Origin of the sequence: Vibrio sp. SSH13-20, assembly GCF_040104475.1 — a bacterium.
GTDB lineage: Bacteria > Pseudomonadota > Gammaproteobacteria > Enterobacterales > Vibrionaceae > Vibrio > Vibrio harveyi.
The window spans coordinates 386339-408545 of record NZ_JBECOU010000005.1 but is presented as its reverse complement, the minus strand read 5'-3'; the positions used below and the strand labels follow the sequence as shown (position 1 = coordinate 408545).

General features: G+C 45.6%; 15 protein-coding genes. All 15 read right to left on the bottom strand.

What is annotated here, in order from left to right; translation table 11 throughout:
- Positions 1–50: 50 nt before the first annotated feature.
- Complete coding sequence (gene carB, locus ABMY42_RS17020; RefSeq protein WP_005447814.1) at positions 51–3284, bottom strand: carbamoyl-phosphate synthase large subunit; 3234 nt, start codon at positions 3282–3284, stop codon at positions 51–53.
- A 16-nt stretch (positions 3285–3300) separates the two neighbouring features.
- Positions 3301–4455 carry a glutamine-hydrolyzing carbamoyl-phosphate synthase small subunit gene (gene carA, locus ABMY42_RS17015; RefSeq protein ID WP_349266569.1) on the bottom strand — a complete coding sequence of 385 codons (1155 nt, stop codon included), beginning with the start codon at positions 4453–4455 and terminating at the stop codon, positions 3301–3303.
- Between the two features lie 481 nt (positions 4456–4936).
- The gene (gene dapB, locus ABMY42_RS17010; RefSeq protein ID WP_009702641.1) at positions 4937–5746 is read right to left on the bottom strand and encodes a 4-hydroxy-tetrahydrodipicolinate reductase; all 810 of its coding nucleotides are present in this window, start codon (positions 5744–5746) and stop codon (positions 4937–4939) included.
- A 113-nt stretch (positions 5747–5859) separates the two neighbouring features.
- Entirely contained in the window at positions 5860–6258 is a 399-nt protein-coding gene (gene mutT, locus ABMY42_RS17005; RefSeq protein WP_009697612.1) for an 8-oxo-dGTP diphosphatase MutT, read from the bottom strand.
- Between the two features lie 338 nt (positions 6259–6596).
- Positions 6597–9326: a preprotein translocase subunit SecA gene (secA, locus tag ABMY42_RS17000; RefSeq protein ID WP_009697611.1), complete on the bottom strand. Its 2730-nt coding sequence runs from the start codon at positions 9324–9326 to the stop codon at positions 6597–6599.
- A gap of 806 nt (positions 9327–10132) precedes the next feature.
- Positions 10133–11050 (bottom strand): UDP-3-O-acyl-N-acetylglucosamine deacetylase, encoded by a 918-nt coding sequence (lpxC, locus tag ABMY42_RS16995; RefSeq protein WP_005447804.1) that lies wholly within the window; start codon positions 11048–11050, stop codon positions 10133–10135.
- Between the two features lie 101 nt (positions 11051–11151).
- Positions 11152–12396: a cell division protein FtsZ gene (gene ftsZ, locus ABMY42_RS16990; protein WP_009697610.1), complete on the bottom strand. Its 1245-nt coding sequence runs from the start codon at positions 12394–12396 to the stop codon at positions 11152–11154.
- Positions 12397–12426: 30 nt separating this feature from the next.
- Positions 12427–13689 carry a cell division protein FtsA gene (ftsA, locus tag ABMY42_RS16985; protein ID WP_005447800.1) on the bottom strand — a complete coding sequence of 421 codons (1263 nt, stop codon included), beginning with the start codon at positions 13687–13689 and terminating at the stop codon, positions 12427–12429.
- On the bottom strand, positions 13682–14467 hold the full coding sequence (locus ABMY42_RS16980; RefSeq protein WP_009697609.1) for a cell division protein FtsQ/DivIB: 786 nt from the start codon (positions 14465–14467) through the stop codon (positions 13682–13684). Before ABMY42_RS16980 ends, ftsA begins: the two co-directional genes overlap by 8 nt.
- A gap of 191 nt (positions 14468–14658) precedes the next feature.
- Complete coding sequence (gene murC, locus ABMY42_RS16975; RefSeq protein ID WP_005447797.1) at positions 14659–16116, bottom strand: UDP-N-acetylmuramate--L-alanine ligase; 1458 nt, start codon at positions 16114–16116, stop codon at positions 14659–14661.
- 22 nt (positions 16117–16138) lie between these two features.
- A complete protein-coding gene (gene murG, locus ABMY42_RS16970) occupies positions 16139–17206 on the bottom strand; it encodes an undecaprenyldiphospho-muramoylpentapeptide beta-N-acetylglucosaminyltransferase (protein WP_045490788.1) in 1068 nt (355 codons plus the stop codon).
- Positions 17193–18389: a cell division protein FtsW gene (gene ftsW, locus ABMY42_RS16965; RefSeq protein WP_009697607.1), complete on the bottom strand. Its 1197-nt coding sequence runs from the start codon at positions 18387–18389 to the stop codon at positions 17193–17195. The genes murG and ftsW overlap by 14 nt, the downstream gene beginning before the upstream one ends.
- A gap of 18 nt (positions 18390–18407) precedes the next feature.
- Positions 18408–19721 carry a UDP-N-acetylmuramoyl-L-alanine--D-glutamate ligase gene (gene murD / locus ABMY42_RS16960; RefSeq protein ID WP_050907502.1) on the bottom strand — a complete coding sequence of 438 codons (1314 nt, stop codon included), beginning with the start codon at positions 19719–19721 and terminating at the stop codon, positions 18408–18410.
- 39 nt (positions 19722–19760) lie between these two features.
- On the bottom strand, positions 19761–20843 hold the full coding sequence (mraY, locus tag ABMY42_RS16955; RefSeq protein WP_005447790.1) for a phospho-N-acetylmuramoyl-pentapeptide-transferase: 1083 nt from the start codon (positions 20841–20843) through the stop codon (positions 19761–19763).
- Positions 20843–22207: a UDP-N-acetylmuramoyl-tripeptide--D-alanyl-D-alanine ligase gene (murF, locus tag ABMY42_RS16950; protein WP_349266568.1), complete on the bottom strand. Its 1365-nt coding sequence runs from the start codon at positions 22205–22207 to the stop codon at positions 20843–20845. The genes mraY and murF overlap by 1 nt, the downstream gene beginning before the upstream one ends.

Below are 22207 nucleotides of genomic sequence, written 5' to 3'. Positions count from 1 at the left end.
ATGAGGTTGTCATATAAGCCCTATTTTTCGGGCTTACTGATTTTTATCTATTACGCTTCTAGGCTAGCTTTCACTTTTGCGTGTAGCTCTTGAACCGAAGTTACTGTGCTCTTCGCATCTGCCGTGTGTGCCATACAAGTCGCGAATGCAGCGTTTAGCGTTGTCGTGTAGTTCACTTTCTCAGCTAGTGCACCGCGACGCAGAACTTTAGAGTCTTCAATCGCTTGACGACCAGCAGCCGTGTTTACGATGTAGGTGTACTCGTTGTTCTTAATACGGTCAAGAATGTGAGGGCGACCTTCGTGTACTTTGTTTACTAGACGTGGGTTAATGCCCGCTTCACCAAGAATGACAGCTGTACCGTGTGTAGCATCCAACTGGTAACCAAGTTTTGTCAACTTAGACGCCAGGTCCACAACGCGCTCTTTGTCACCTGCACGAACAGAAAGAAGTGCACGACCACCTTCTGGGTAAATGTTGCCACAACCCAATTCTGCTTTCGCGTAAGCTTCTGCAAACGTTGCACCAACACCCATAACTTCACCAGTAGAGCGCATTTCAGGGCCCAACAGTGGGTCAACACCTGGGAACTTATTGAATGGCAGTACAACTTCTTTTACAGAGTAGTACGGTGGGATGATTTCTTTCGTAAAGCCTTGAGACTCTAGCGATTGACCCGCCATTACACGCGCAGCAATCTTAGCGATTGGCGCACCAGTTGCTTTAGATACGAACGGTACCGTACGCGCTGCACGAGGGTTAACCTCGATTAGGTATACTTGGTTGTTCTTAACCGCGAACTGCGTGTTCATCAGACCACGAACACCCAATTCAAACGCTAGCTTTTCAACTTGCTCACGCATTACGTCTTGGATTTCTTGGCTTAGCGTGTATGCAGGAAGAGAACATGCTGAGTCACCTGAGTGAACACCCGCTTGCTCGATGTGCTCCATGATACCGCCGATAACCACACGCTCACCGTCACAGATAGCATCGATATCGACTTCAACTGCGTCGTCTAGGAAGCTATCTAGTAGTACTGGAGATTCGTTTGATACGCTTACTGCTTCGTTGAAGTAGCGACGTAGATCTTGCTCGTCGTATACGATTTCCATCGCACGACCACCAAGTACGTAAGAAGGACGTACAACCAGTGGGTAACCGATTTCACGAGATTTCTCTACTGCTTGCTCCATCGTCGTTACTGTCGCGTTCTCTGGCTGTAGAAGACCTAGACGGTCGACAGCAACTTGGAAACGCTCACGGTCTTCTGCACGGTCGATTGCATCAGGGCTAGTACCGATGATTGGCACGCCAGCTGCTTCAAGTGCACGAGCCAGTTTAAGTGGTGTTTGACCACCGTACTGAACGATAACGCCTTTTGGCTTCTCAACACGTGCGATTGCTAGTACGTCTTCCAGTGTTACTGGTTCGAAGTACAAACGGTCAGATGTATCGTAGTCTGTTGAAACAGTCTCAGGGTTACAGTTAACCATGATAGTTTCGTAGCCATCTTCACGTAGTGCTAGCGATGCGTGTACACAACAGTAGTCAAATTCAATACCTTGACCGATACGGTTTGGACCACCGCCTAGAATCATGATCTTGTCTTTGTCTGTTGGGTTAGCTTCACATTCGTCATCGTAAGATGAGTACATGTAAGCTGTATCAGATGAGAACTCTGCCGCACACGTATCAACACGCTTGTACACTGGGTGAATATCGTACTGGTCACGTAGACGACGGATTTCGCTTTCCGCAACACCTAGAATCTTAGATAGGCGTGCATCAGCAAAACCTTTACGCTTCAGCTTGTTAAGTTCTTCTTTGTTTAGACCAGCGAAACCTTTTGCTTTTAGCTCTTGCTCAAGCTTCACGATGTCTTCGATTTGAACTAGGAACCAGCGGTCGATTTGCGTTAGGTTGAATACGCCATCGACTGACATACCCGCACGGAATGCATCCGCGATGTACCAAATACGCTCTGCGCCTGCTTCTTTCAGCTCATGACGAATTTTCGTCAGTGCGTCTGGTGCATCTAGGTCAACCATCTCGTCAAAACCAGTCGCGCCAACTTCTAGACCGCGAAGTGCTTTTTGTAGTGACTCTTGTTGGTTACGACCAATTGCCATTACCTCACCAACTGACTTCATTTGCGTCGTTAGACGGTCATTAGCACCTGCAAATTTCTCGAAGTTAAAGCGAGGAATCTTAGTTACTACGTAGTCGATGGTTGGTTCGAATGATGCTGGTGTAGCGCCACCAGTAATGTCGTTCATTAGCTCGTCTAGTGTAAAGCCAACAGCCAGTTTCGCTGCAATCTTAGCGATTGGGAAACCTGTTGCTTTTGAAGCTAGAGCAGAAGAGCGAGATACACGTGGGTTCATCTCGATGATAACCATGCGGCCATCTTTCGGGTTGATACCAAACTGTACGTTAGAACCACCAGTTTCAACGCCAATCTCACGCAGTACTGCTAGAGATGCGTTACGCATTAGCTGGTATTCTTTGTCTGTTAGTGTTTGCGCTGGTGCAACCGTGATTGAGTCACCCGTGTGGATGCCCATTGGATCGAAGTTTTCAATCGCACATACGATGATACAGTTGTCCGCTTTGTCGCGAACCACTTCCATCTCGTACTCTTTCCAACCAATAAGAGACTCATCGATTAGAAGTTCGTTAGTTGGCGACAGGTCTAGACCGCGACGACAGATTTCTTCGAACTCTTCTTTGTTGTATGCGATACCGCCACCAGTACCACCCATAGTAAATGATGGACGGATGATACAAGGGAAGCCAACCATATCGAGTACAGCGTAAGCTTCTTCCATCGTTTTTGCAGTATCCGCACGTGGACACTCAAGACCGATGGACTTCATCGCTTTATCGAAACGAGAACGGTCTTCCGCTTTGTCGATTGCATCAGCCGTTGCGCCAATCATCTCAACGCCGAACTCTTCTAGAACGCCGTATTTCTCTAGGTCTAGAGCACAGTTCAATGCAGTTTGACCACCCATTGTAGGTAGTACTGCATCCGGTTTTTCTTTCGCGATGATGTTACGAACCACTTCCCATTGGATTGGCTCGATGTAAGTTGCATCCGCCATGTCTGGGTCAGTCATGATGGTTGCAGGGTTAGAGTTCACTAGGATAACTCGGTAACCCTCTTCACGCAGTGCTTTACACGCTTGTGCGCCAGAGTAGTCAAACTCACATGCCTGACCGATAACAATCGGACCAGCACCAAGAATAAGAATACTTTGAATGTCAGTACGTTTTGGCATTATCTACTACTCCGAATTAAGCGCTGTGTTTTTTGATTAGTTCGATAAAGTGGTCAAATAGCGGTGCCGCGTCGTGTGGACCTGGGCTCGCTTCAGGGTGACCTTGGAAGCTAAATGCTGGCTTGTCTGTACGGTGAATACCTTGTAGAGAGCCATCAAATAGCGATACGTGAGTAGCACGTAGATTTTCAGGTAGTGTTGCTTCGTCTGCTGCAAAACCGTGGTTCTGCGACGTAATCATTACAACATTACGCTCCAAATCTTTTACTGGGTGGTTTGCGCCGTGGTGACCAAACTTCATTTTCACTGTTTGTGCACCCGATGCTAGCGCAAGGATTTGGTGGCCTAGACAGATACCAAAGATTGGCAGGCCTTTTTCTAGGAATACTTTTGTCGCTTCAATCGCGTAAGTACATGGTTCTGGGTCACCAGGGCCGTTTGATAGAAAAACGCCATCTGGGTTTAGAGCCAGAACTTCTTCTGCTGAAGTTTCAGCAGGAACAACCGTTAGGCGGCAGCCTCGGTCAACCAACATGCGCAGGATGTTACGTTTTGCGCCGAAGTCGTAGGCAACAACGTGATATGGCAATTCGCTGTCGTCTTTCGCTTCTGGAAGTCCACCCTCAAGCGTCCACGAACCTTGTTTCCATTGATACGCTTCTTTTGTTGTAACCTCTTTCGCAAGATCCATTCCTTTCAAACCAGGGAATTCTTTTGCTTTCGCTAGTGCCAAAGCTTCGTCTAGATTCTCTCCGTTTATAGAAGAGCCAGCTACGATACAACCGTTTTGAGCACCTTTTTCACGCAGGATACGAGTTAGCTTACGCGTGTCGATGTCTGCAATGCCGACGATGTTTTGCGACTTAAGGTAACCAGAAAGAGATTGTTCATTACGGAAGTTAGAAGCGATAAGAGGGAGATCGCGAATCACAAGGCCTTGTGCGTGGATTGAAGAAGATTCTTCGTCTTCGGAATTGGTTCCGGTATTGCCAATGTGAGGATAAGTAAGAGTAACGATTTGTTGAGAATAGGAAGGATCAGTGAGAATTTCTTGGTACCCCGTCATCGAGGTATTAAAAACAACTTCACCAACGGAAATACCATCTGCTCCAATGGAAACACCGCGGAACACTGTCCCATCTTCTAGGACTAACAGTGCTAATTTACCCAAGACAACCTCCAGAATAAAAATGCATAAAAAATAAATTAAGCTGCAAATTTGCCTTCCTTTACCTTGATAATTTACATAAACAGGTATTTTTGACAAATTGGCGGTATTCTAAAGACGGACTTTGAAACTGTCAACACACATTGAAAAATAAATTGGTACTTTCTAGCGAGTAATGACGTTTCAACAGAAAAAGCCCTAAAAAAGTAAGTTTTAGCTATCTACAGATCACTTACCATGACTTTTTTGTGAATTTTACAAATTTGAACTTATTGAAGATCACAAAATTTTGCGAGATTTTTGCGCAAACGTTCATCCTGCAAATTCAACTACAACTTTTAGAGCTTACAGCCATTTTTATACACCAAGCACACAAAACAATAATAAAACTATGAGAAATCTTGCGACCTTATGGAACCATTTTGTTTACATAATTTTCTCCAAAAACAAAAAAGCCGGCTTACGCCGGCGAATAATTATGTATTTACAGTTCATTAAGCCCGAGAACATCAGTCATGGTATAAAAACCTGCTGGCTTAGCATGCAACCAAACTGCGGCTTTTACCGCCCCATTAGCAAAGGTCATTCGGTCGGTCGCTTTATGAGTAATCTCAACGCGTTCACCAATGTCAGCAAACATAGCCGTATGTTCACCTACAATATCCCCAGCACGGATCGTAGCAAAACCAATTTCATCTTTTGTTCGCTCACCCGTAATACCTTCACGAGCGTAAACGGCAACATCGCTTAGCTTATTGCCCATCGCTCCTGCGATCGCTTCCCCCATACCAATCGCGGTACCAGACGGAGCATCAACTTTGTGGCGGTGATGCGCTTCAACAATCTCAATATCACAGTAATCCCCCATCACTTTGGCTGCTTTCTCGAGAAGCTTAAAGACAAGGTTCACGCCGACTGAGTAGTTAGGAGCCATCACAACTGGCACTTGCTTCGCAGCAGCATCGATCAATTCACGCTCTTCTTCGCTAAAGCCAGTCGTGCCAATGACGATACTCTTGCCATGTTGTTTGCAAAGCTCTAGATTCGCTAGCGTGCTCACTGGAGCCGTAAAGTCGATAACAACATCGAAGTTGTCGACCTCTTTTGCTAAATCATCCGTCAGAAAGACATCAAACTTACCTTCACCGCACAACTCACCAACATCTACGCCAACTAGCGAAGACTCTGGACGTTCAGATCCCGCAGTCACGGATGCTTCTGAGTTTAAATGCGATGCTTTAACTAGGTTGCGACCCATGCGGCCAGCAGCTCCTGCAATTGCAATACGAACCATTGCGCTTTCTCTCCTTCTCTGGATAAACGAGGCTTGCCTCGCCCTCTTTCGTTTCGCCGAATCTTTTTAAACTAACAATATCCCGTGTTAACCACAAGATAGTTCGCAGCGAGTTAAGAAAACTCTTTAATCACTCGCTCTAGAATCGGTACGTTTGCCTCTGGGAAGGTGTAATCAAGTAATGCAGCAACATCAACCCAACGTCCTTCTTGACCTTCGCGACCATAAGGTTGGTTATCGAACTGAGATACTGTCATGAAATCAAACTTCAAAGACTTTTCTGGATAGTCATATTCCAAGTGTTCAAATAGGGATTGCTCTGTCACTGTGATACCAATCTCTTCTTCCAGCTCACGAATCATCGCTTGCTCAACACTTTCACCTTGCTCTACTTTGCCACCAGGGAACTCCCAGAATCCTCCTTTGTGTTTGTCATCTGGACGTTTAGTGATGAAGATTTGCGATTTATCTTGGTTAAAGATGATTGCCGCAACAATATGAATTCTTTTCATTAGATTCGTTCCTAGCTCTATACCCAAGTGACTTCAAGATGCTAGATTCAGAGCGTCGTCACTGATTCAAGTTCAAGGAAAACAACGAAGCGGAATAGCGCGCTATTTCCAAGTTGTTTGACGATGAAGTTGCTTCAGTGACACGCTCCCGAAGGGCGAGTTGCCTTGGTTCGCATGCTTCGTTAACAATTTTCGATTTAGAACCACTAGATCTTCAAATTGTTGCCTCGCCTTCAAACCAAGTCATTCTCGCTGAACCAAGCATCTCGAGGTTACTTGGGTATATCAATACAAAAAGAGCCGCCTAAGCGACTCTTTATCAATATTTTCGGACTGTATTAGTCAATTTTCCCGTGGCACTGTTTGTACTTTTTACCACTGCCACATGGACAAGGCTCATTACGACCCACTTTACGCTCTTCACGAACCATTGGTTGGTTAGACGTTTCTTCAGACTCTTCGCCTTCAGTTAGTGGGTTTTGTGCTGCTGCGTGTTGAGCTTGGGCACGACGAGCTGCTTCTTCAGCTTGCGCGCGACGTTGCTCTTCCATACGCTCAACTTCTTCTTGTTGTTGAACACGTACGCGAGATAGCACGGTAATCACATCCGTCTTAAGTGCTTCTAGTAAACCTTCAAACAGTTCAAACGACTCACGCTTGTACTCTTGTTTCGGGTTCTTCTGCGCATAACCACGTAGGTGAATACCTTGACGTAGGTGATCCATTGCCGCTAGATGCTCTTTCCAAAGCGTGTCTAGCGTTTGAAGCATAACTGACTTCTCGAAGTTGCGAAGTACTTGCGCACCGACTACTTCTTCTTTCGCTTTGTAGACTTCAACTGCTAGGTTGATGATCTTCTCACGCAACGCTTCTTCGTATAGCTTGTCGTCTTCTTCAAGCCATTGCTTAATAGGCGCATCTAGATCGAAGTCCGCTTTCAAGCGCTCTTGAAGACCTTCTACATCCCACATATCTTCTAGAGATTGTGGTGGAATGTATTCATCGATGATCGCAGTAACAACATCTTCACGGTTTTGTTCGATCATATCGCTAATGTCGTCAACGCTCATTAGCTCATCACGTAATTCGTAAACTACTTTACGCTGATCATTTGCTACATCATCGTATTCAAGAAGCTGTTTACGGATGTCGAAGTTACGACCTTCCACTTTACGTTGTGCTTTTTCGATTGAACGAGACAACATCTTAGATTCAATCGCCTCACCTTCTTCCATACCGCTTTGGATAAGGCTAGCCATACGATCTGAAGTGAAGATACGTAGTAGTGAATCTTCCATCGATAGGTAGAAACGAGATGAACCTGCGTCACCTTGGCGACCTGAACGACCACGTAACTGGTTATCGATACGACGAGATTCGTGACGCTCAGTACCAATGATGTGCAGACCACCTGATTCTAGTACTTGATCGTGAACTTGTTTCCACTCAGCTTTGATAGCATCGATCTGTTCTTTGGTTGGATCTTGAAGCGCTTCGACTTTCGCTTGCCAGCTACCACCCAACACGATATCCGTACCACGACCAGCCATGTTAGTCGCGATCGTTACCGCACCAGGTGTACCCGCTTCCGCAACGATCTCTGCTTCGCGTTCGTGGAACTTAGCGTTCAGTACATTGTGTTTAATCTTAGCTTTCTTAAGTGCGTTAGAGAGTAGCTCTGATTTCTCGATAGAAACCGTACCTACTAGAGATGGTTGACCTTTCTCTACGCGCTCTTTGATATCTTCGATAATTGCAGCGAACTTCTCAGCTTCAGTACGGTAAACTACGTCTGGCATATCGTTACGGATCATAGGTTTGTTGGTTGGGATAACCACTGTCTCTAGACCGTAAATCGATTGGAATTCGAATGCTTCTGTATCCGCTGTACCTGTCATACCTGACAGTTTTTCGTATAGGCGGAAGTAGTTCTGGAAGGTGATCGATGCCAGCGTTTGGTTTTCGTTTTGAATCTTAACGCCTTCTTTCGCTTCAACCGCTTGATGAAGACCTTCAGACCAACGACGACCCGGCATTGTACGACCGGTATGTTCATCGACGATCACAACTTCGCCGTCATCATTGACGATGTAATCTACATTGCGTTCAAACAATACGTGTGCACGAAGCGCGGCATTAACGTGGTGTAGTAGGCTGATGTTAGTTGGAGAGTAAAGTGTATCGCCCTCTTCCATCAGACCATTTTTCACCATTAGTTCTTCAACGAATTCTTGACCCGTTTCCGTTAAGTGAACTTGTTTAGATTTCTCATCAACCGTGTAGTGACCGTCGCCGCGGTATTCTTCAGAGTCTTCTTTATCTTGCTTTTGAAGATTTGGAATAAGCAGGTTAATACGAGTGTATAGATCCGAGCTATCTTCTGCTGGACCAGAGATGATCAGAGGAGTACGAGCTTCATCGATAAGGATTGAGTCCACTTCATCGACAACTGCGAAAAAGCGTTCACGTTGAACACGGTCTTCATTGCGGAAAGCCATGTTGTCACGTAGGTAGTCAAAGCCAAACTCGTTGTTTGTACCGTAAAGGATATCAGCTTGGTAAGCTTCTTTTTTCGCTTGAGGAGGCATGTTTGGCACGTTCACGCCAACTGTCATACCTAAGAATTCAAATAGTGGACGGTTAGTCTCAGCATCACGTGTTGCTAGGTAGTCGTTCACTGTGACTACGTGTACACCTTTACCTGGAAGTGCGTTTAGGTAAGCAGGAAGGGTTGCAGTTAAAGTTTTACCTTCACCAGTGCGCATTTCCGCAATTTGACCGCCGTTCAGTACCATACCACCGATAAGCTGAACGTCGAAGTGACGCATACCGTAAACACGCTTAGATGCTTCACGAACCGTAGCAAAAGCTTCTGGAAGTAGCTTATCAAGAGTCTCACCTTGCTCTAGGCGCTCACGGAACTCAACAGTTTTCGCTTTTAGCTCTTCATCAGAAAGTGCTTCGAACGTTGGTTCGTAGTTATTAATCTCTTTTACAATTTTTCTAAGGCGGCGCAGTGTTCGGTCGTTGCGACTGCCAATTACTTTTGTCAGTAGCTTAGTTATCATTTTTCGTGAATCTCTCTTTAATCAGACCGTTCCCGATCTACTCGTAATGCCTTCAGTCTCTGCCAGTTTGGAACTAAGAATACTGAGATAAATCATTTATCAAAGATATTGAGTTCAAACATCCATATTTCAAGGCTAAATTTTGAATCAATGTGGCTTAGTGTAAGGATTTTTCGTCGATACAACCATAAATAGACGTATTTGTTTGAAGCACTCGTAAGTTTTTAGACAAACTGATGATGTATTAGCCACTATTACCCCCTCATCAAAGCGCAAAGTCGGTATTTTATAAGCCATTCTTTAGAAGAATCAGCCTCTAGTGGCTAAGTTCAAATCGTCGCTATGAGCTGAAGATAAAGGCAATAATGTAAACCATCGCCCAGTAGAAAGCTGCTTTTGAATACCCATATCTCAACAAAATTAGATTTTACCTATGTAAAATCATAATTTTATCGCCTTCACTTAAAAAGGATCCTAAGTTTGGTGTTCAACGTTAAAAGATCATAATGGTAAGAAAAGGATCGGCAACGCCTTGCCAAGCGGTAAAAAGTGGCAATGTTTCACTATTCGCCATTGCCATTTCCATTTCCATTTCCATTTCCATTTCCAATAGGCATTTACAGGACATCTGTATTCATTGAAAGTAATATCTTCACAGAAGATCGTTGAACGATCATTTGCAGAACGCTTCACATGCTGCCAAAAGCCTATGTCAAACAAAGCGTACGTCAGAAAATATAGACTCAACATTCAGATACTAAAAAGCCAGGCATTGCCTGGCTTTTTTAATCTGTTTGCGCTGTTTATTACGCTAAAACCATGTTTGGTTCTGCAAAAGCAACTGGTGAACCCACTTCTTCTTCGAATGTTGTCCATTCCCATGCTTCTTGATCCGCAAGAACTGCACGTAGAAGTTGGTTGTTTAGACCGTGACCTGATTTGAAAGCACGGAACTCACCGATAATGGCATGACCACACATGTAAAGGTCACCAATAGCATCTAGTACTTTGTGAGTAACAAACTCATTATCAAAGCGTAGACCTTCTTCGTTAAGAATACGGTAATCATCCAGTACAATTGCATTATCGAAACTACCACCAAGAACTAAGTTCTGAGATTGTAAGTATTCAATATCACGCATGAAACCAAACGTACGTGCGCGAGAAATTTCACGAACGAAACCTTGAGATGAGAAATCAAATAGAAGACGTTGCTCATCTGACTCAATCGCAGGGTGGTTAAAGTCGATTTCGAAGTCCATACGGAAGCCATTAAATGGAACAAACTCTGCCCACTTATCGCCATCTTCAAAACGAACTGGTTTCTTAATACGAATAAAACGCTTAGGTGCATTTTGCGTTTCCACACCAGCTTGCTGTAGCAGGTATACAAACGGGCTTGCACTGCCATCCATAATAGGAATTTCAGGAGCGTCTACTTCGACAATAATATTGTCGATACCCATACCAGCAAGTGCTGCATTCAAGTGTTCTACAGTTGAAATTCGCACGCCTTCATCGTTCACCAATGCTGTACATAGCATAGTGTCACGAACAGACGCTGGGTCAGCTGGAAAATCTACAGGTGGGTTTACATCTGTACGACGGTAAATGATACCTGTGTTTGCAGCAGCTGGGCGCAGAGTAAGTGTGACTTTACGACCAGAGTGGAGACCCACACCAGTTGTTTTCACTATTTCTTTCAGAGTACGTTGTCTGATCATCTGCTTGCCTCTCTAAAATATGCTACAAAACACGGTCGTCTGTAACGTCGACCGTGAATGCTACCATAATCTTGAGCTATGTCAAATTTATGGGTTAAAGATTAATCAGCCTGACGACGCAAAAATGCCGGGATATCTAAATAACCACTTTCCTTCTCTTGCTTAGGAGCGGCAGAACTCTGACCCGCAGAAGCTGGAGAAGAAGAAACTGTGTTTGTCGGCTGAGGAGTTACCTGTGGCTTCTCTTGCACTGGAGTAGTTTGCAAAGTCTGTGCCGGTTTCTCTTCAGCTTGTGGTGCCGCAGCTTGCTGTTGTGGTTGAGCTTGCGGAGTCGCAGTTGGTGCTACTTTCGCTTTGCCACCAGCAACTAGCGTAATGTCTGGTTTTTTCTCGTTGCCGATACCTGTCGCAACAACTGTTACGCGGATTTCATCAGTCATATCTGGGTCTAGAGAAGTACCGATAACTACGGTTGCATTGTCAGAAGCAAATGCTTTCACTGTGTTACCAACAGTCTCAAACTCATCAAGACGCATATCCAGACCTGCAGTGATGTTAACAAGAACACCACGAGCACCAGCTAGATCGATGTCTTCTAGAAGTGGGCTAGAAATTGCCATTTCCGCTGCCTCTTCTGCACGATCTTCGCCTTTCGCGATACCGCTACCCATCATTGCGTGACCCATTTCAGACATCACAGTACGTACGTCTGCAAAGTCGACGTTGATCATGCCAGGGCGAGTAATTAGCTCCGCAATACCTTGAACAGCGTTCTTAAGAACGTCGTTCGCACTTGCGAAAGCTTCTAATAGCGTTACACCACGACCAAGTACTTTAAGTAGCTTTTCGTTTGGAATTGTGATCAAAGAGTCAACATGCTTAGACAGCTCATCGATACCTTGCTCAGCAAATGCCAAACGCTTTTTGCCTTCAAAGCTGAACGGTTTTGTTACGACCGCAACAGTAAGAATGCCAAGCTCTTTAGCTACTTCAGCAATAACAGGTGCTGCACCAGTACCTGTACCGCCACCCATACCTGCTGCGATAAACACCATATCGGCACCAGTTAGGGAATCTTTAATTCTATCTCTGTCTTCGAGAGCTGCCTCACGGCCGACCTGTGGATTCGCACCTGCACCCAGACCTTTAGTGATATCACCACCAATCTGAATGACATTGCCAACGCTTGTCTTACGAAGTGCTTGCGCATCAGTGTTGACGCTGATGAATTCCACACCTTCGATGGATTCACGCACCATGTGTTCAACGGCGTTACCACCGCCGCCACCAACTCCAACGACCTTGATTACTGCATCGTCAGACATTTCCATCATCGGTTCAAACATGTGTTGTCTCCGTTTATCCTGCAACTCAGGTTAAAACTCTTTTTGTATCCAATTACGCAATTTACCGAAAAAGCCAGTAACAGATGAGCGCTTAGGTTCATTATAATCGCTATCGTCGCTAGACTGCATGTCTCTTGCGTAATGAAGTAATCCAACTGCCGTAGAATGGTACGGCTCTTTTACATAGTCAGTTAACCCGCTGACTTCAAGCGGTTTGCCAACCCTTACTTGGTTGCGGAATACGCGTTCCGCACATTCTACCACTCCTTCGATTTGCGCAGCACCGCCGGTAAGAACTACACCCGCAGCGAGATGGTGCTTAATGCCCTCTTCGCGCAATTTCGCTTGTACAGAGTCGATAGTTTGGTTAACCAGTCCCATAAGCTCAGAGTATCGTGGTTCAATCACTTCTGACAACGTCTGACGTTGCAGACTACGTGAAGGTCGACCACCTACGCTAGGAACGTTAACCGTGTCATCCTTACTGACTAGTTCGCTCAAGGCACAGCCATATTTGACTTTTATTTCTTCAGCATCGCTCACTGGCGTACCAAAAGCAAAAGCAATATCGCTAGTTACTGCATTTCCTGCGTAAGAAAATACTTCAGTGTGACGTAACGCACCACCGGTCCAGATAGAAATGTCCATCGTGCCGGCACCGATATCAACCACACAAACCCCAAGCTCTCTTTCATCCTCGGTGATCACTGCATTACTTGCAGCAAGCCCAGAAAACACAAGTTGCTCTACTTTAAGACCACAACGTTCTACAGCCTTAATAATATTGCGTGCCATATCATTATGGCATGAGATCAAATGGACACTGACTTCCATTCTCACTCCTGATAAACCAAGTGGGTTTTTAATGCCCTCTTGGTAGTCGATGGTAAACTCTTGTGGAATCACATGAAGGATTCGCTGTTCATCACCGATTTTAATCGATTTTGCAGTATGGATAGCGCGATCCATATCTTCCTGAGACACTTCCTCATCAGATATGGTGCCCATGCCTTTTTCAATTCGGCTTGCGATATGCTTACCAGACAACGAAATAAATACTCGGCTGATTTGGCATTCCGCCATCAACTCAGCTTGATCAATTGCGCGTTGTACTGATTTTACAACCGACTCCAAATCATTCACGCCGCCTTTATCCATGCCACGTGAAGGGCTGCTACCCGCACCAATAATATTTATTTGGCCATCCGGTAGAATCTCACCCACTAGAGCTGATACGGTTGCAGTGCCTATATCAAGACCAACAATAATGTTGTCATCAGCGGCCTTAGTCATTCGTACTCTCTTGTTCTAACTCATGTTCAGGGAACCAACCAACTGCGGCTCCCGTATCGTACCTAAGATCGATATAACTGATTCTTTGAGTGTCACTGCCGAGCTTGTTATAAAGCAAAAAGAAGCGCTCTATCCGCTCATCCAGAGACTCTTTACCGAGCTCTAGTCGAATACCGTTATCAAGGATGATCTGCCAAGCTCGTCGTTCGTTTAACACTAATGACGAAATAGCCAGCCCCAACGTTTGGAACTTAGGACGGAGATCGCGATAGGTTTGCAAAACTTCCGGTCCAGTCTCATTGGGACCATATAACTTAACTTTTTCTTCCTTTAGCAGGCCAACATCACCATTAAATACTAAGCCATTAGCATCTAACAGCTCATTGCCATTCCAGATGGCAACGGGTTGATGTTCTGTCAAAAATACTTTTACCGTGTCTGGCCATTGCTTACGAATCGCAGCATGCGCGACCCATGGAAGGGCTTCGACACTTTGCTGCAACACATCAATGTCTTGAGACATAAAGGTGCCAATATGATCAATTTGTCCAAACGCTGCTTGCACATCGTCTGCTGTGACATACTCCAGTTTTCCCTGAAGTACAATTTTGGAGAGAGGTAACCTTTGGTCATCCCACATCCAACTGATCGCTGAGTACAAAACAGAACTAATTAAGGTCACCACAACAAAGAAAAATAGCGCACCCAAGATTTTATCTTGACGACCACGGTTATTGTCCGTGTTAAGTCGCTCTTCATTCAGTGCAATATTCAACAACGTCTTCGTTTCCTGACTTTTGTCCTGTACTTTTCACCGTGTTAGTACACATTGGCAAAAGCATTGACTTTAACCTTGGGATTATACTGAGCTCTTGTAAACTATCAAACACTGATAGTGATAAATCACAACGTTCTTGACGCAAAATCGAGATCTAGGTCTTTCTCTGCACTTTGCGCCCGTCCCTATTGTTAGCCAAGCATCTTATTTATATTCAATTCAAGAGCAGCAAGCTGCTTGGCAACTTTACCAACATCACCTGCGCCTTGAGTCAAAATCAGGTCGCCATCTTGTATAACGTTAGCCAAAACTGAAGGTAATTGCTCGATTTCTGGGACAAAAATTGGATCGACCTTTCCACGACTACGAATAGTGCGGCATAAAGCACGTCCATCCGCGCCGGCAATCGGTTTTTCGCCCGCAGCGTATACATCCAACATGATCAGAACATCCACTTGCTCCAGCACATTCGCAAAGTCATCGTATAAGTCACGGGTACGGCTATAACGATGAGGCTGGAAAATCATGACGAGACGTTTATCCTGCCAGCCACTGCGTGCTGCGTTAATCGTCACGTCCACTTCTGTTGGGTGATGACCATAGTCATCGACAAGCATTGCATGACCATTACCAGTATCGAACTCGCCTAAATGATCAAATCGACGACCTGTACCTTGTGTACCCGCCATTGCTTTTAAGATCGCTTCATCACTGATGTCGTCTTCTGTAGCAACCGCAATCGCTGCAGATGCGTTCAATGCGTTATGGCGACCAGGGATGTTCAGCGTGATATCCAGGTTTGCGCGACCTTCGCGAACCACCGTGAACTTGCCCTGTTGACCTTCCTGATGGTAATTCTCTATGCGCACATCAGCGTCTTCAGAGAAGCCATAAGTAATCACTTGGCGACTAATACGTGGAATAAGCTCACGAATGACTGGATCGTCAATACAGACAATAGCTTGACCATAAAACGGCAAGTTGTGAAGAAAATCGATGAATGTCTGCTTCAACGTTTCGAAATCGCCACCGTAAGTATCCATGTGGTCAGCTTCGATGTTCGTCACGATGCTTACCATAGGTTGTAGGTGTAAAAATGAAGCATCACTTTCGTCTGCTTCTGCAATCAGAATTCGGCTCGAACCTAAGCGTGCATTTGTACCTGCACTCTTAACTAAACCACCGTTAACAAATGTTGGGTCAAGACCTGCTTCAGAATAGATTTGCGTAACTAGAGCAGTCGTCGTCGTTTTACCGTGTGTACCCGCAACAGCAATCCCATGACGGAAGCGCATTAATTCAGCAAGCATCTCAGCTCGACGCACGATAGGGATACGCAACTCACGTGCTGCCATCACTTCTGGGTTTTCTTCGTTGATCGCGGTTGAAACCACAACAACACTGGCTTTTTCAACATTACTTGCTTGGTGACCGATAAATACCGTCGCACCTTTTGATACTAAACGCTCTGTCACTGGGTTCTCTGATAAATCAGAGCCTGTGATTTGGTAGCCTTCGTTCAACAGCACTTCTGCAATGCCGCTCATGCCCGCACCACCAATACCGATGAAGTGGATGGATTTCACGCGGCGCATCTCTGGCACCATTGCGCGAATCTGAGCTAAGTCTTGTGTATGTTGGATAGTCATCAATTCTATTCTCAATAATTCGTTAACGCTTTTCGGTCAAAGCGACAATGGCTTGTGCGACAACTCGGTCCGCATTCAATTTTGCAGCGCCACGCGCTTGCTCTGCCATTGTAAGTAAAGCTTGTCGATCCAATTGTTGGATCTGCTGAGTCAGTGACTCAACGGTTAAATCTGGTTGTTCAATCATTTTCGCTGCACCGCAATCCACTAAGTGATCTGCATTTAATGCTTGCTGACGGTCTTTATGCATAAACGGAACGAAGATAGCACCCACACCAGCAGCAGACACTTCAGATACCGTTAGCGCGCCTGAGCGACAAACCAGTAAGTCTGCCCACGCATAAGCTTGCGCCACATCATCGATAAACTCTGTTACCTCTGCATTCACCACGCCATTGGCTTGGTATGCTGCGTTGACTTCTTCCGCTGCGCCTTTGCCCGCTTGATGGCGAATAATGTAATCTTGACCCAATTTCGCCATCACTTCTGGCAGAGTTTGGTTAAGAATGCGTGCGCCTTGGCTGCCACCCATAACCAGAATGCGAATAGGGCCTTGGCGTTCTTGCATGCGTTCGGTTGGCGCGGTTAATTGAGTCACGTCTTCACGAACTGGGTTACCAACCACTTCGGCATTTGGAAAAGCGCCCGGGAAAGCTTGAAAAACCTTCTTAGCGATTTTTGATAACCATTGGTTCGTTAAACCTGCTACTGCATTTTGCTCGTGCAATACAACAGGGATTCCGCTCACCCAAGCCGCAATACCACCGGGACCACTGACATAGCCGCCCATGCCCAGCACAGCATCGGGTTGCCAGCGCTTCATATGAGTGCGAGCTTGCATGATGGCATTAATAATCTGAAATGGTGCCGCAAGAAGACGCTTAACGCCTTGACCTCGTAGACCTTTTACTTTGATAAAGTCGATTTCGATACCGTGTTTTGGCACCAAATCAGCTTCCATTCTATCCGCGGTACCCAACCAGCGAATTTCCCAGCCTTGCTCTTGTAGCTGCTTAGCTACCGCTAGACCAGGGAATACGTGACCGCCAGTACCACCAGCCATCACCATCAAACGTTTATTTTTCTTCATCGACTTGTTGTTCTGATTCTTTCTTGCCGTGCTTTAAACGGCATTCATGATCGATACGCAGCAAGATAGACACCGCCACGGACATAATAATAAGACTCGAACCACCATAACTGATCAGTGGAAGAGTAAGACCTTTGGTTGGAACGATACCGGCAGCAGCGCCGACGTTAACCAACGTCTGAAAGGCAAACCAAATACCAATACCAAATGCGAGGTAACCACCAAACATTTCGCCTTCTTCGAACGCTCGTTTGCCAATGTAAACCGCTTTAAGCACCAAGCTGAAAATCAGCATTAGCACTAACACGACACCAACAAAACCCAGCTCTTCAGCCAGTACCGCAAACACGAAGTCAGTGTGCGCTTCAGGTAGGTATTCAAGTTTTTGGATTGAGTTACCAAGACCTTGACCAAACCACTCACCACGACCAAATGCCATTAAAGATTGCGTTAGCTGATAACCACTACCGAACGGGTCTTCCCAAGGGTCTAAGAACGAAGTGACACGACGAATACGGTATGGCTCGACCAAAATCAAGCCAACAACAGCCGCAATACCGGCAATCATTAGAGCCAAGAACTGTGTCAGCTTCGCCCCTGCAATGAACAACATGCCAAATAAGGTCACCAACATTACAACCACAGTACCTAAATCGGGCTGCCCCAAGAGCAATACTGCGAAGAAGGCAAATACCATGATTGGCTTCATAAATCCGCCAAAGAAAGTCTGACGGACCTCATCTTGCTTACGTACTAAATAACCAGACATGAAGACAAATAGCGAGAGCTTGGCGACTTCGGCAGGCTGCAAGTTAAACAGACCGAGAGGAATCCAACGCGATGCACCGTTCACCGACTTACCCGCGAGTAGTACAACAATCAGTAACCCAAAAGAGAGCCAAAGAAGATAATGACTTCTCTTAAACCACTGCTCTAATGGCACTTGCAGAATTACGGAAGAGACACCTATCGCGAGTACAAGAAAGGTTGCATGACGGAACATGAAATGAAATGGCTGATCCGTCAAACGAGAGCTGATTGGAAATGATGCTGATGTCACCATCACCAACCCCGTTAACATCAAACCCAACGCAATCCATACAAGCTGACGATCAAAAAGCGCCTCAGGTGCAGGATGCTTAAGCCAAATACCAATGCTGCGTTTAACGTTACCTAAACCCACGAAGTGTGTGACCTTTAATTATGCGTATTTCTCGACAAGAGCTGCGAATGCGTCACCTCTTGCCATAAAGTTGTCGAATTGATCAAAGCTAGCACATGCCGGAGACAGCATCACCATATCACCCGTTTTTAACTGCGAAGATATCTGTTGAATCACATCTTCCATGGTGTCGAAACGAGTTGCTGATTCGTGCAGTGGCATAAATTCATCGCCATCAGCGCCAAAACAGCAAAGTTGCAGGTTCAGTGTCGCGAAGATCGGTTTTAGTGGAGTGAAATCCGCACCTTTACCAACACCACCAACGAGCAAGTACAGTTTGCCCGTCGACTCTAAACCAGAAAGCGCTGCCATAGTGCTCGCAATATTGGTCGCTTTTGAGTCATTCACCCATTTTACGCCACGATTATCCGCAACCACTTGGCATCGATGTGTCAAACCCGTGTAAGTTTTAAGTGCATTCAATGATTTGTGATAATCCACACCTGCCGCTTTAAGTAGTGCGAGTACGACTAGAGCATTGGCTAAATTGTGCTTACCAACCAGCTTTAGCTCATCACTAGCAATGACACGCCGACCATGATCGAGCAACCAAGTACGATTGCCATCCAATTCAAGACCGTAAGCTTGCTCATCGTTCCCGAATGTCACTAACGGCATATCAACATCAGGGAAGGTCTCTTGGTCATCTCGATTTACAACTGCCAGTTCTGCATGGTTGAAAATACGCAATTTAGCTTGTCGATAATCCGCCATGCCGTCATAACGATCCATGTGATCTTCAGAAAGGTTTAGAAACGCAGCGGCTTTGAGTTTTAAGCTCGACGTAGTTTCTAATTGGAAGCTGGACAATTCAAGGACATACAAATCTGCATCTTGCTCTAGCAAATCAAGAGCAGGAACACCGATATTGCCACCGACACCTACCGTTAGACCTGCGGCTTTCGCCATGACACCAGTTAAGTCCGTTACTGTGCTTTTACCGTTAGAGCCAGTAATCGCAATAACAGGTTTATCGGCAGCCCAAGCGAAGAGTTCAATATCGCCAACAACTGGCGTCCCTTTTGCAAGAATGACTTGAATTTCTGGTGTCGCCAAAGCAATGCCGGGATTAGTCACAACTAAGTCAGCTTCTGCAAGCCACTCAGTATTCCACCCGCCACTGTGCAATTCGACTTGCTCAGGCAAGCGTTCAGCCCCAGGAGGGTTAGTACGCGTATCAATGACTTTGACCGCTAGTTGCGGTTGTGTTTTTGTTAGGTGTTTAACGACAGAGAGCCCGGTAATACCGAGCCCTACAACAACAACCTTATGTATGTTTTGCCAACGTTCCATATTTGCTCACGCAATTTGTCTTATTCTTGGAAAGTGCGATTAACGCACTTTCAGTGTCGCTAGACCAATCAGAACAAGAACCATAGAAATAATCCAGAAACGCACGATTACGCGAGGCTCTGGCCAACCTTTCAATTCGTAGTGATGGTGAATCGGTGCCATACGGAAAATACGTTGACCACGTAGCTTGTACGAACCTACCTGTAGGATTACCGACAGTGTTTCCATTACAAACACACCACCCATGATCACCAATACCAACTCTTGACGAACAAGTACTGCGATCGTACCAAGCGCACCACCAAGAGCAAGTGAACCAACATCACCCATAAACACTTGCGCTGGGTATGTGTTGAACCACAAGAAACCAAGACCCGCACCAACAATTGCCGTACATACAACTACCAACTCAGATGCGTGTGGTAGATATGGAATGTGGAGGTATTCTGAGAAGTTAACGTTACCCGTCGCCCACGCAATCACGGCAAAGCCGGCTGCGACTAAAACGGTCGGCATAATTGCCAAGCCATCCAGACCATCGGTTAGGTTTACCGCATTACTGGTACCCACAATCACAAAGTAAGTGAGGATAATGTACATGAAACCAAGTTGCGGCATGATGTCTTTGAAAAACGGCACAACAAGTTGAGTAGCGGCTGTGTCTTTGCCATAAGCGTACAACGCAAACGCCACAACAAATGCAATCAACGACTGCCAGAAGTACTTCCAACGAGCAATCAAACCATCGGTGTTCTTACGAACGACCTTACGATAATCGTCGACAAAGCCAATCGCACCATAACCTAACAACACGGTTAGTACTGCCCATACGTAAGGGTTTGATAAGTCAGTCCACAAAAGAATGGTGATAGAAATAGCTGCCAAAATCATGATACCGCCCATCGTTGGGGTACCACGCTTGCTAAAGTGGGATTCTGGACCTTCGTTACGGACAACTTGACCAATTTGTAGCATCTGTAGACGCTTGATCATGATAGGTCCCATCCATAGGGATAAACCTAAAGCGGTTAATACGCTGAGGATTGCTCGAAAAGAGAGGTATTCAAACAATCGGAAAAAAGATAGGTATGGCTGTAGCAGCTCGGCAAGCCAAATAATCATTAATAATACTCCTTCAAAGCAGCAGCGACTTCAAACATACGTGCACCGTTCGCCCCTTTCACCAACATCGTGTGATGCTCAGGAGCAGCTTGGTCTAGATGCTGCTTGATGTAGTCAATCATCTCTTGATGTGTCTCAAAATGGATGCCGTCGCAGAGTTCGCTAATAACCCTTGCATCTGCACCATACGTGAGAACATGTTCAAATTTTTGTGGGGCAGCATGTTCCCCGACTTGACGATGAAGTGCAAGACTTTCCTCACCCAACTCCGCCATATTGCCTAAAATCAACCAACGTTGTCCTTGAAATGCCGCTAGCAAATCAACAGCAGCCTTCATTGCGGGAACACTTGCGTTGTAGCTGTCGTCAATCAGTTTGATCTTGTCGCTCAGCTCTTCCACTTCGACACGACCTTTAACTTTATTAAGATGCTTAAGACCAGCTCGAACCTCTTCTAAGGTCGCTCCCATTTGCAGTGCAATGATAGAAGCGGCAATTGCGTTAGACACGTTGTGTTGACCAATAATACCCAGCGACAGTTCAATTTCTTGTGAACCTGCGGCGATATGTAAGTCAAAGCTTGCTTCACCTGCGGCGTTCATCACGATATTTGTCGCATAAAAGTCAGCGTTTGTGTTGCTTTGTGAGAAAGTAATCACCTTCTTATCAGCGAGAACCCCCTCCCACTTAGCTTCACCATGACTGTCTAAGTTCACAATCGCAACGCCACCAGCGGAAAGCCCTTGGTAGATCTCTCCTTTTGCTTGCTTCACTCCATCAATCGAACCAAAGCCTTCAAGGTGTGCTGCAGCTACGTTGTTAACAAGGGCCATATCGGGTTTAACTAATTGAGTAGTATAAGCAATCTCACCAATGTGGTTTGCTCCAAGCTCAATCACAGCGTAGTCATCGTTTTTTTGCGAACGTAATAGTGTCAGCGGAACGCCGATGTCATTATTAAAGTTACCCGCAGTAAATAACACCTGACCTTTCAATTGTAAGATGCTTGCGACCATCTCTTTTACTGTGGTTTTTCCACAACTTCCAGTGATCGCAACCGTTGGTGTTTGACATGATTGGTGAACCCACGCAGCAACTTCGCCCAATGCTATCTTACTATCAGCAACAACAACTTGAGGCACATTCACATTATGTGTTTTTTGCACCAATAGTGCCCCAGCACCAGACTCTACGGCTTGTTCACAGAAATCATGAGCATCAAAACGCTCACCGACTAAAGCAACAAATAGTGCTCCTAGGTCGATTGTGCGAGTATCAGTAGAAACAGATTCGATGGCAACGTCATTGCCAACCAATTCACCACCTGTGATTTCAGCAATTTGAGAAAGCGTTACGGTGATCAT

Excerpts from the sequence above, each read along its gene's own strand:
- carB (WP_005447814.1), bottom strand. The coding sequence starts at position 3,284 with ATGCCAAAACGTACTGACATTCAAAGTATTCTTATTCTTGGTGCTGGT.
- dapB (WP_009702641.1), bottom strand. The coding sequence starts at position 5,746 with ATGGTTCGTATTGCAATTGCAGGAGCTGCTGGCCGCATGGGTCGCAAC.
- mutT (WP_009697612.1), bottom strand. The coding sequence starts at position 6,258 with ATGAAAAGAATTCATATTGTTGCGGCAATCATCTTTAACCAAGATAAA.
- secA (WP_009697611.1), bottom strand. The coding sequence starts at position 9,326 with ATGATAACTAAGCTACTGACAAAAGTAATTGGCAGTCGCAACGACCGA.
- lpxC (WP_005447804.1), bottom strand. The coding sequence starts at position 11,050 with ATGATCAGACAACGTACTCTGAAAGAAATAGTGAAAACAACTGGTGTG.
- ftsZ (WP_009697610.1), bottom strand. The coding sequence starts at position 12,396 with ATGTTTGAACCGATGATGGAAATGTCTGACGATGCAGTAATCAAGGTC.
- ftsA (WP_005447800.1), bottom strand. The coding sequence starts at position 13,689 with ATGACTAAGGCCGCTGATGACAACATTATTGTTGGTCTTGATATAGGC.
- murC (WP_005447797.1), bottom strand. The coding sequence starts at position 16,116 with ATGACTATCCAACATACACAAGACTTAGCTCAGATTCGCGCAATGGTG.
- murG (WP_045490788.1), bottom strand. The coding sequence starts at position 17,206 with ATGAAGAAAAATAAACGTTTGATGGTGATGGCTGGTGGTACTGGCGGT.
- murD (WP_050907502.1), bottom strand. The coding sequence starts at position 19,721 with ATGGAACGTTGGCAAAACATACATAAGGTTGTTGTTGTAGGGCTCGGT.
- mraY (WP_005447790.1), bottom strand. The coding sequence starts at position 20,843 with ATGATTATTTGGCTTGCCGAGCTGCTACAGCCATACCTATCTTTTTTC.
- murF (WP_349266568.1), bottom strand. The coding sequence starts at position 22,207 with ATGATCACCGTAACGCTTTCTCAAATTGCTGAAATCACAGGTGGTGAA.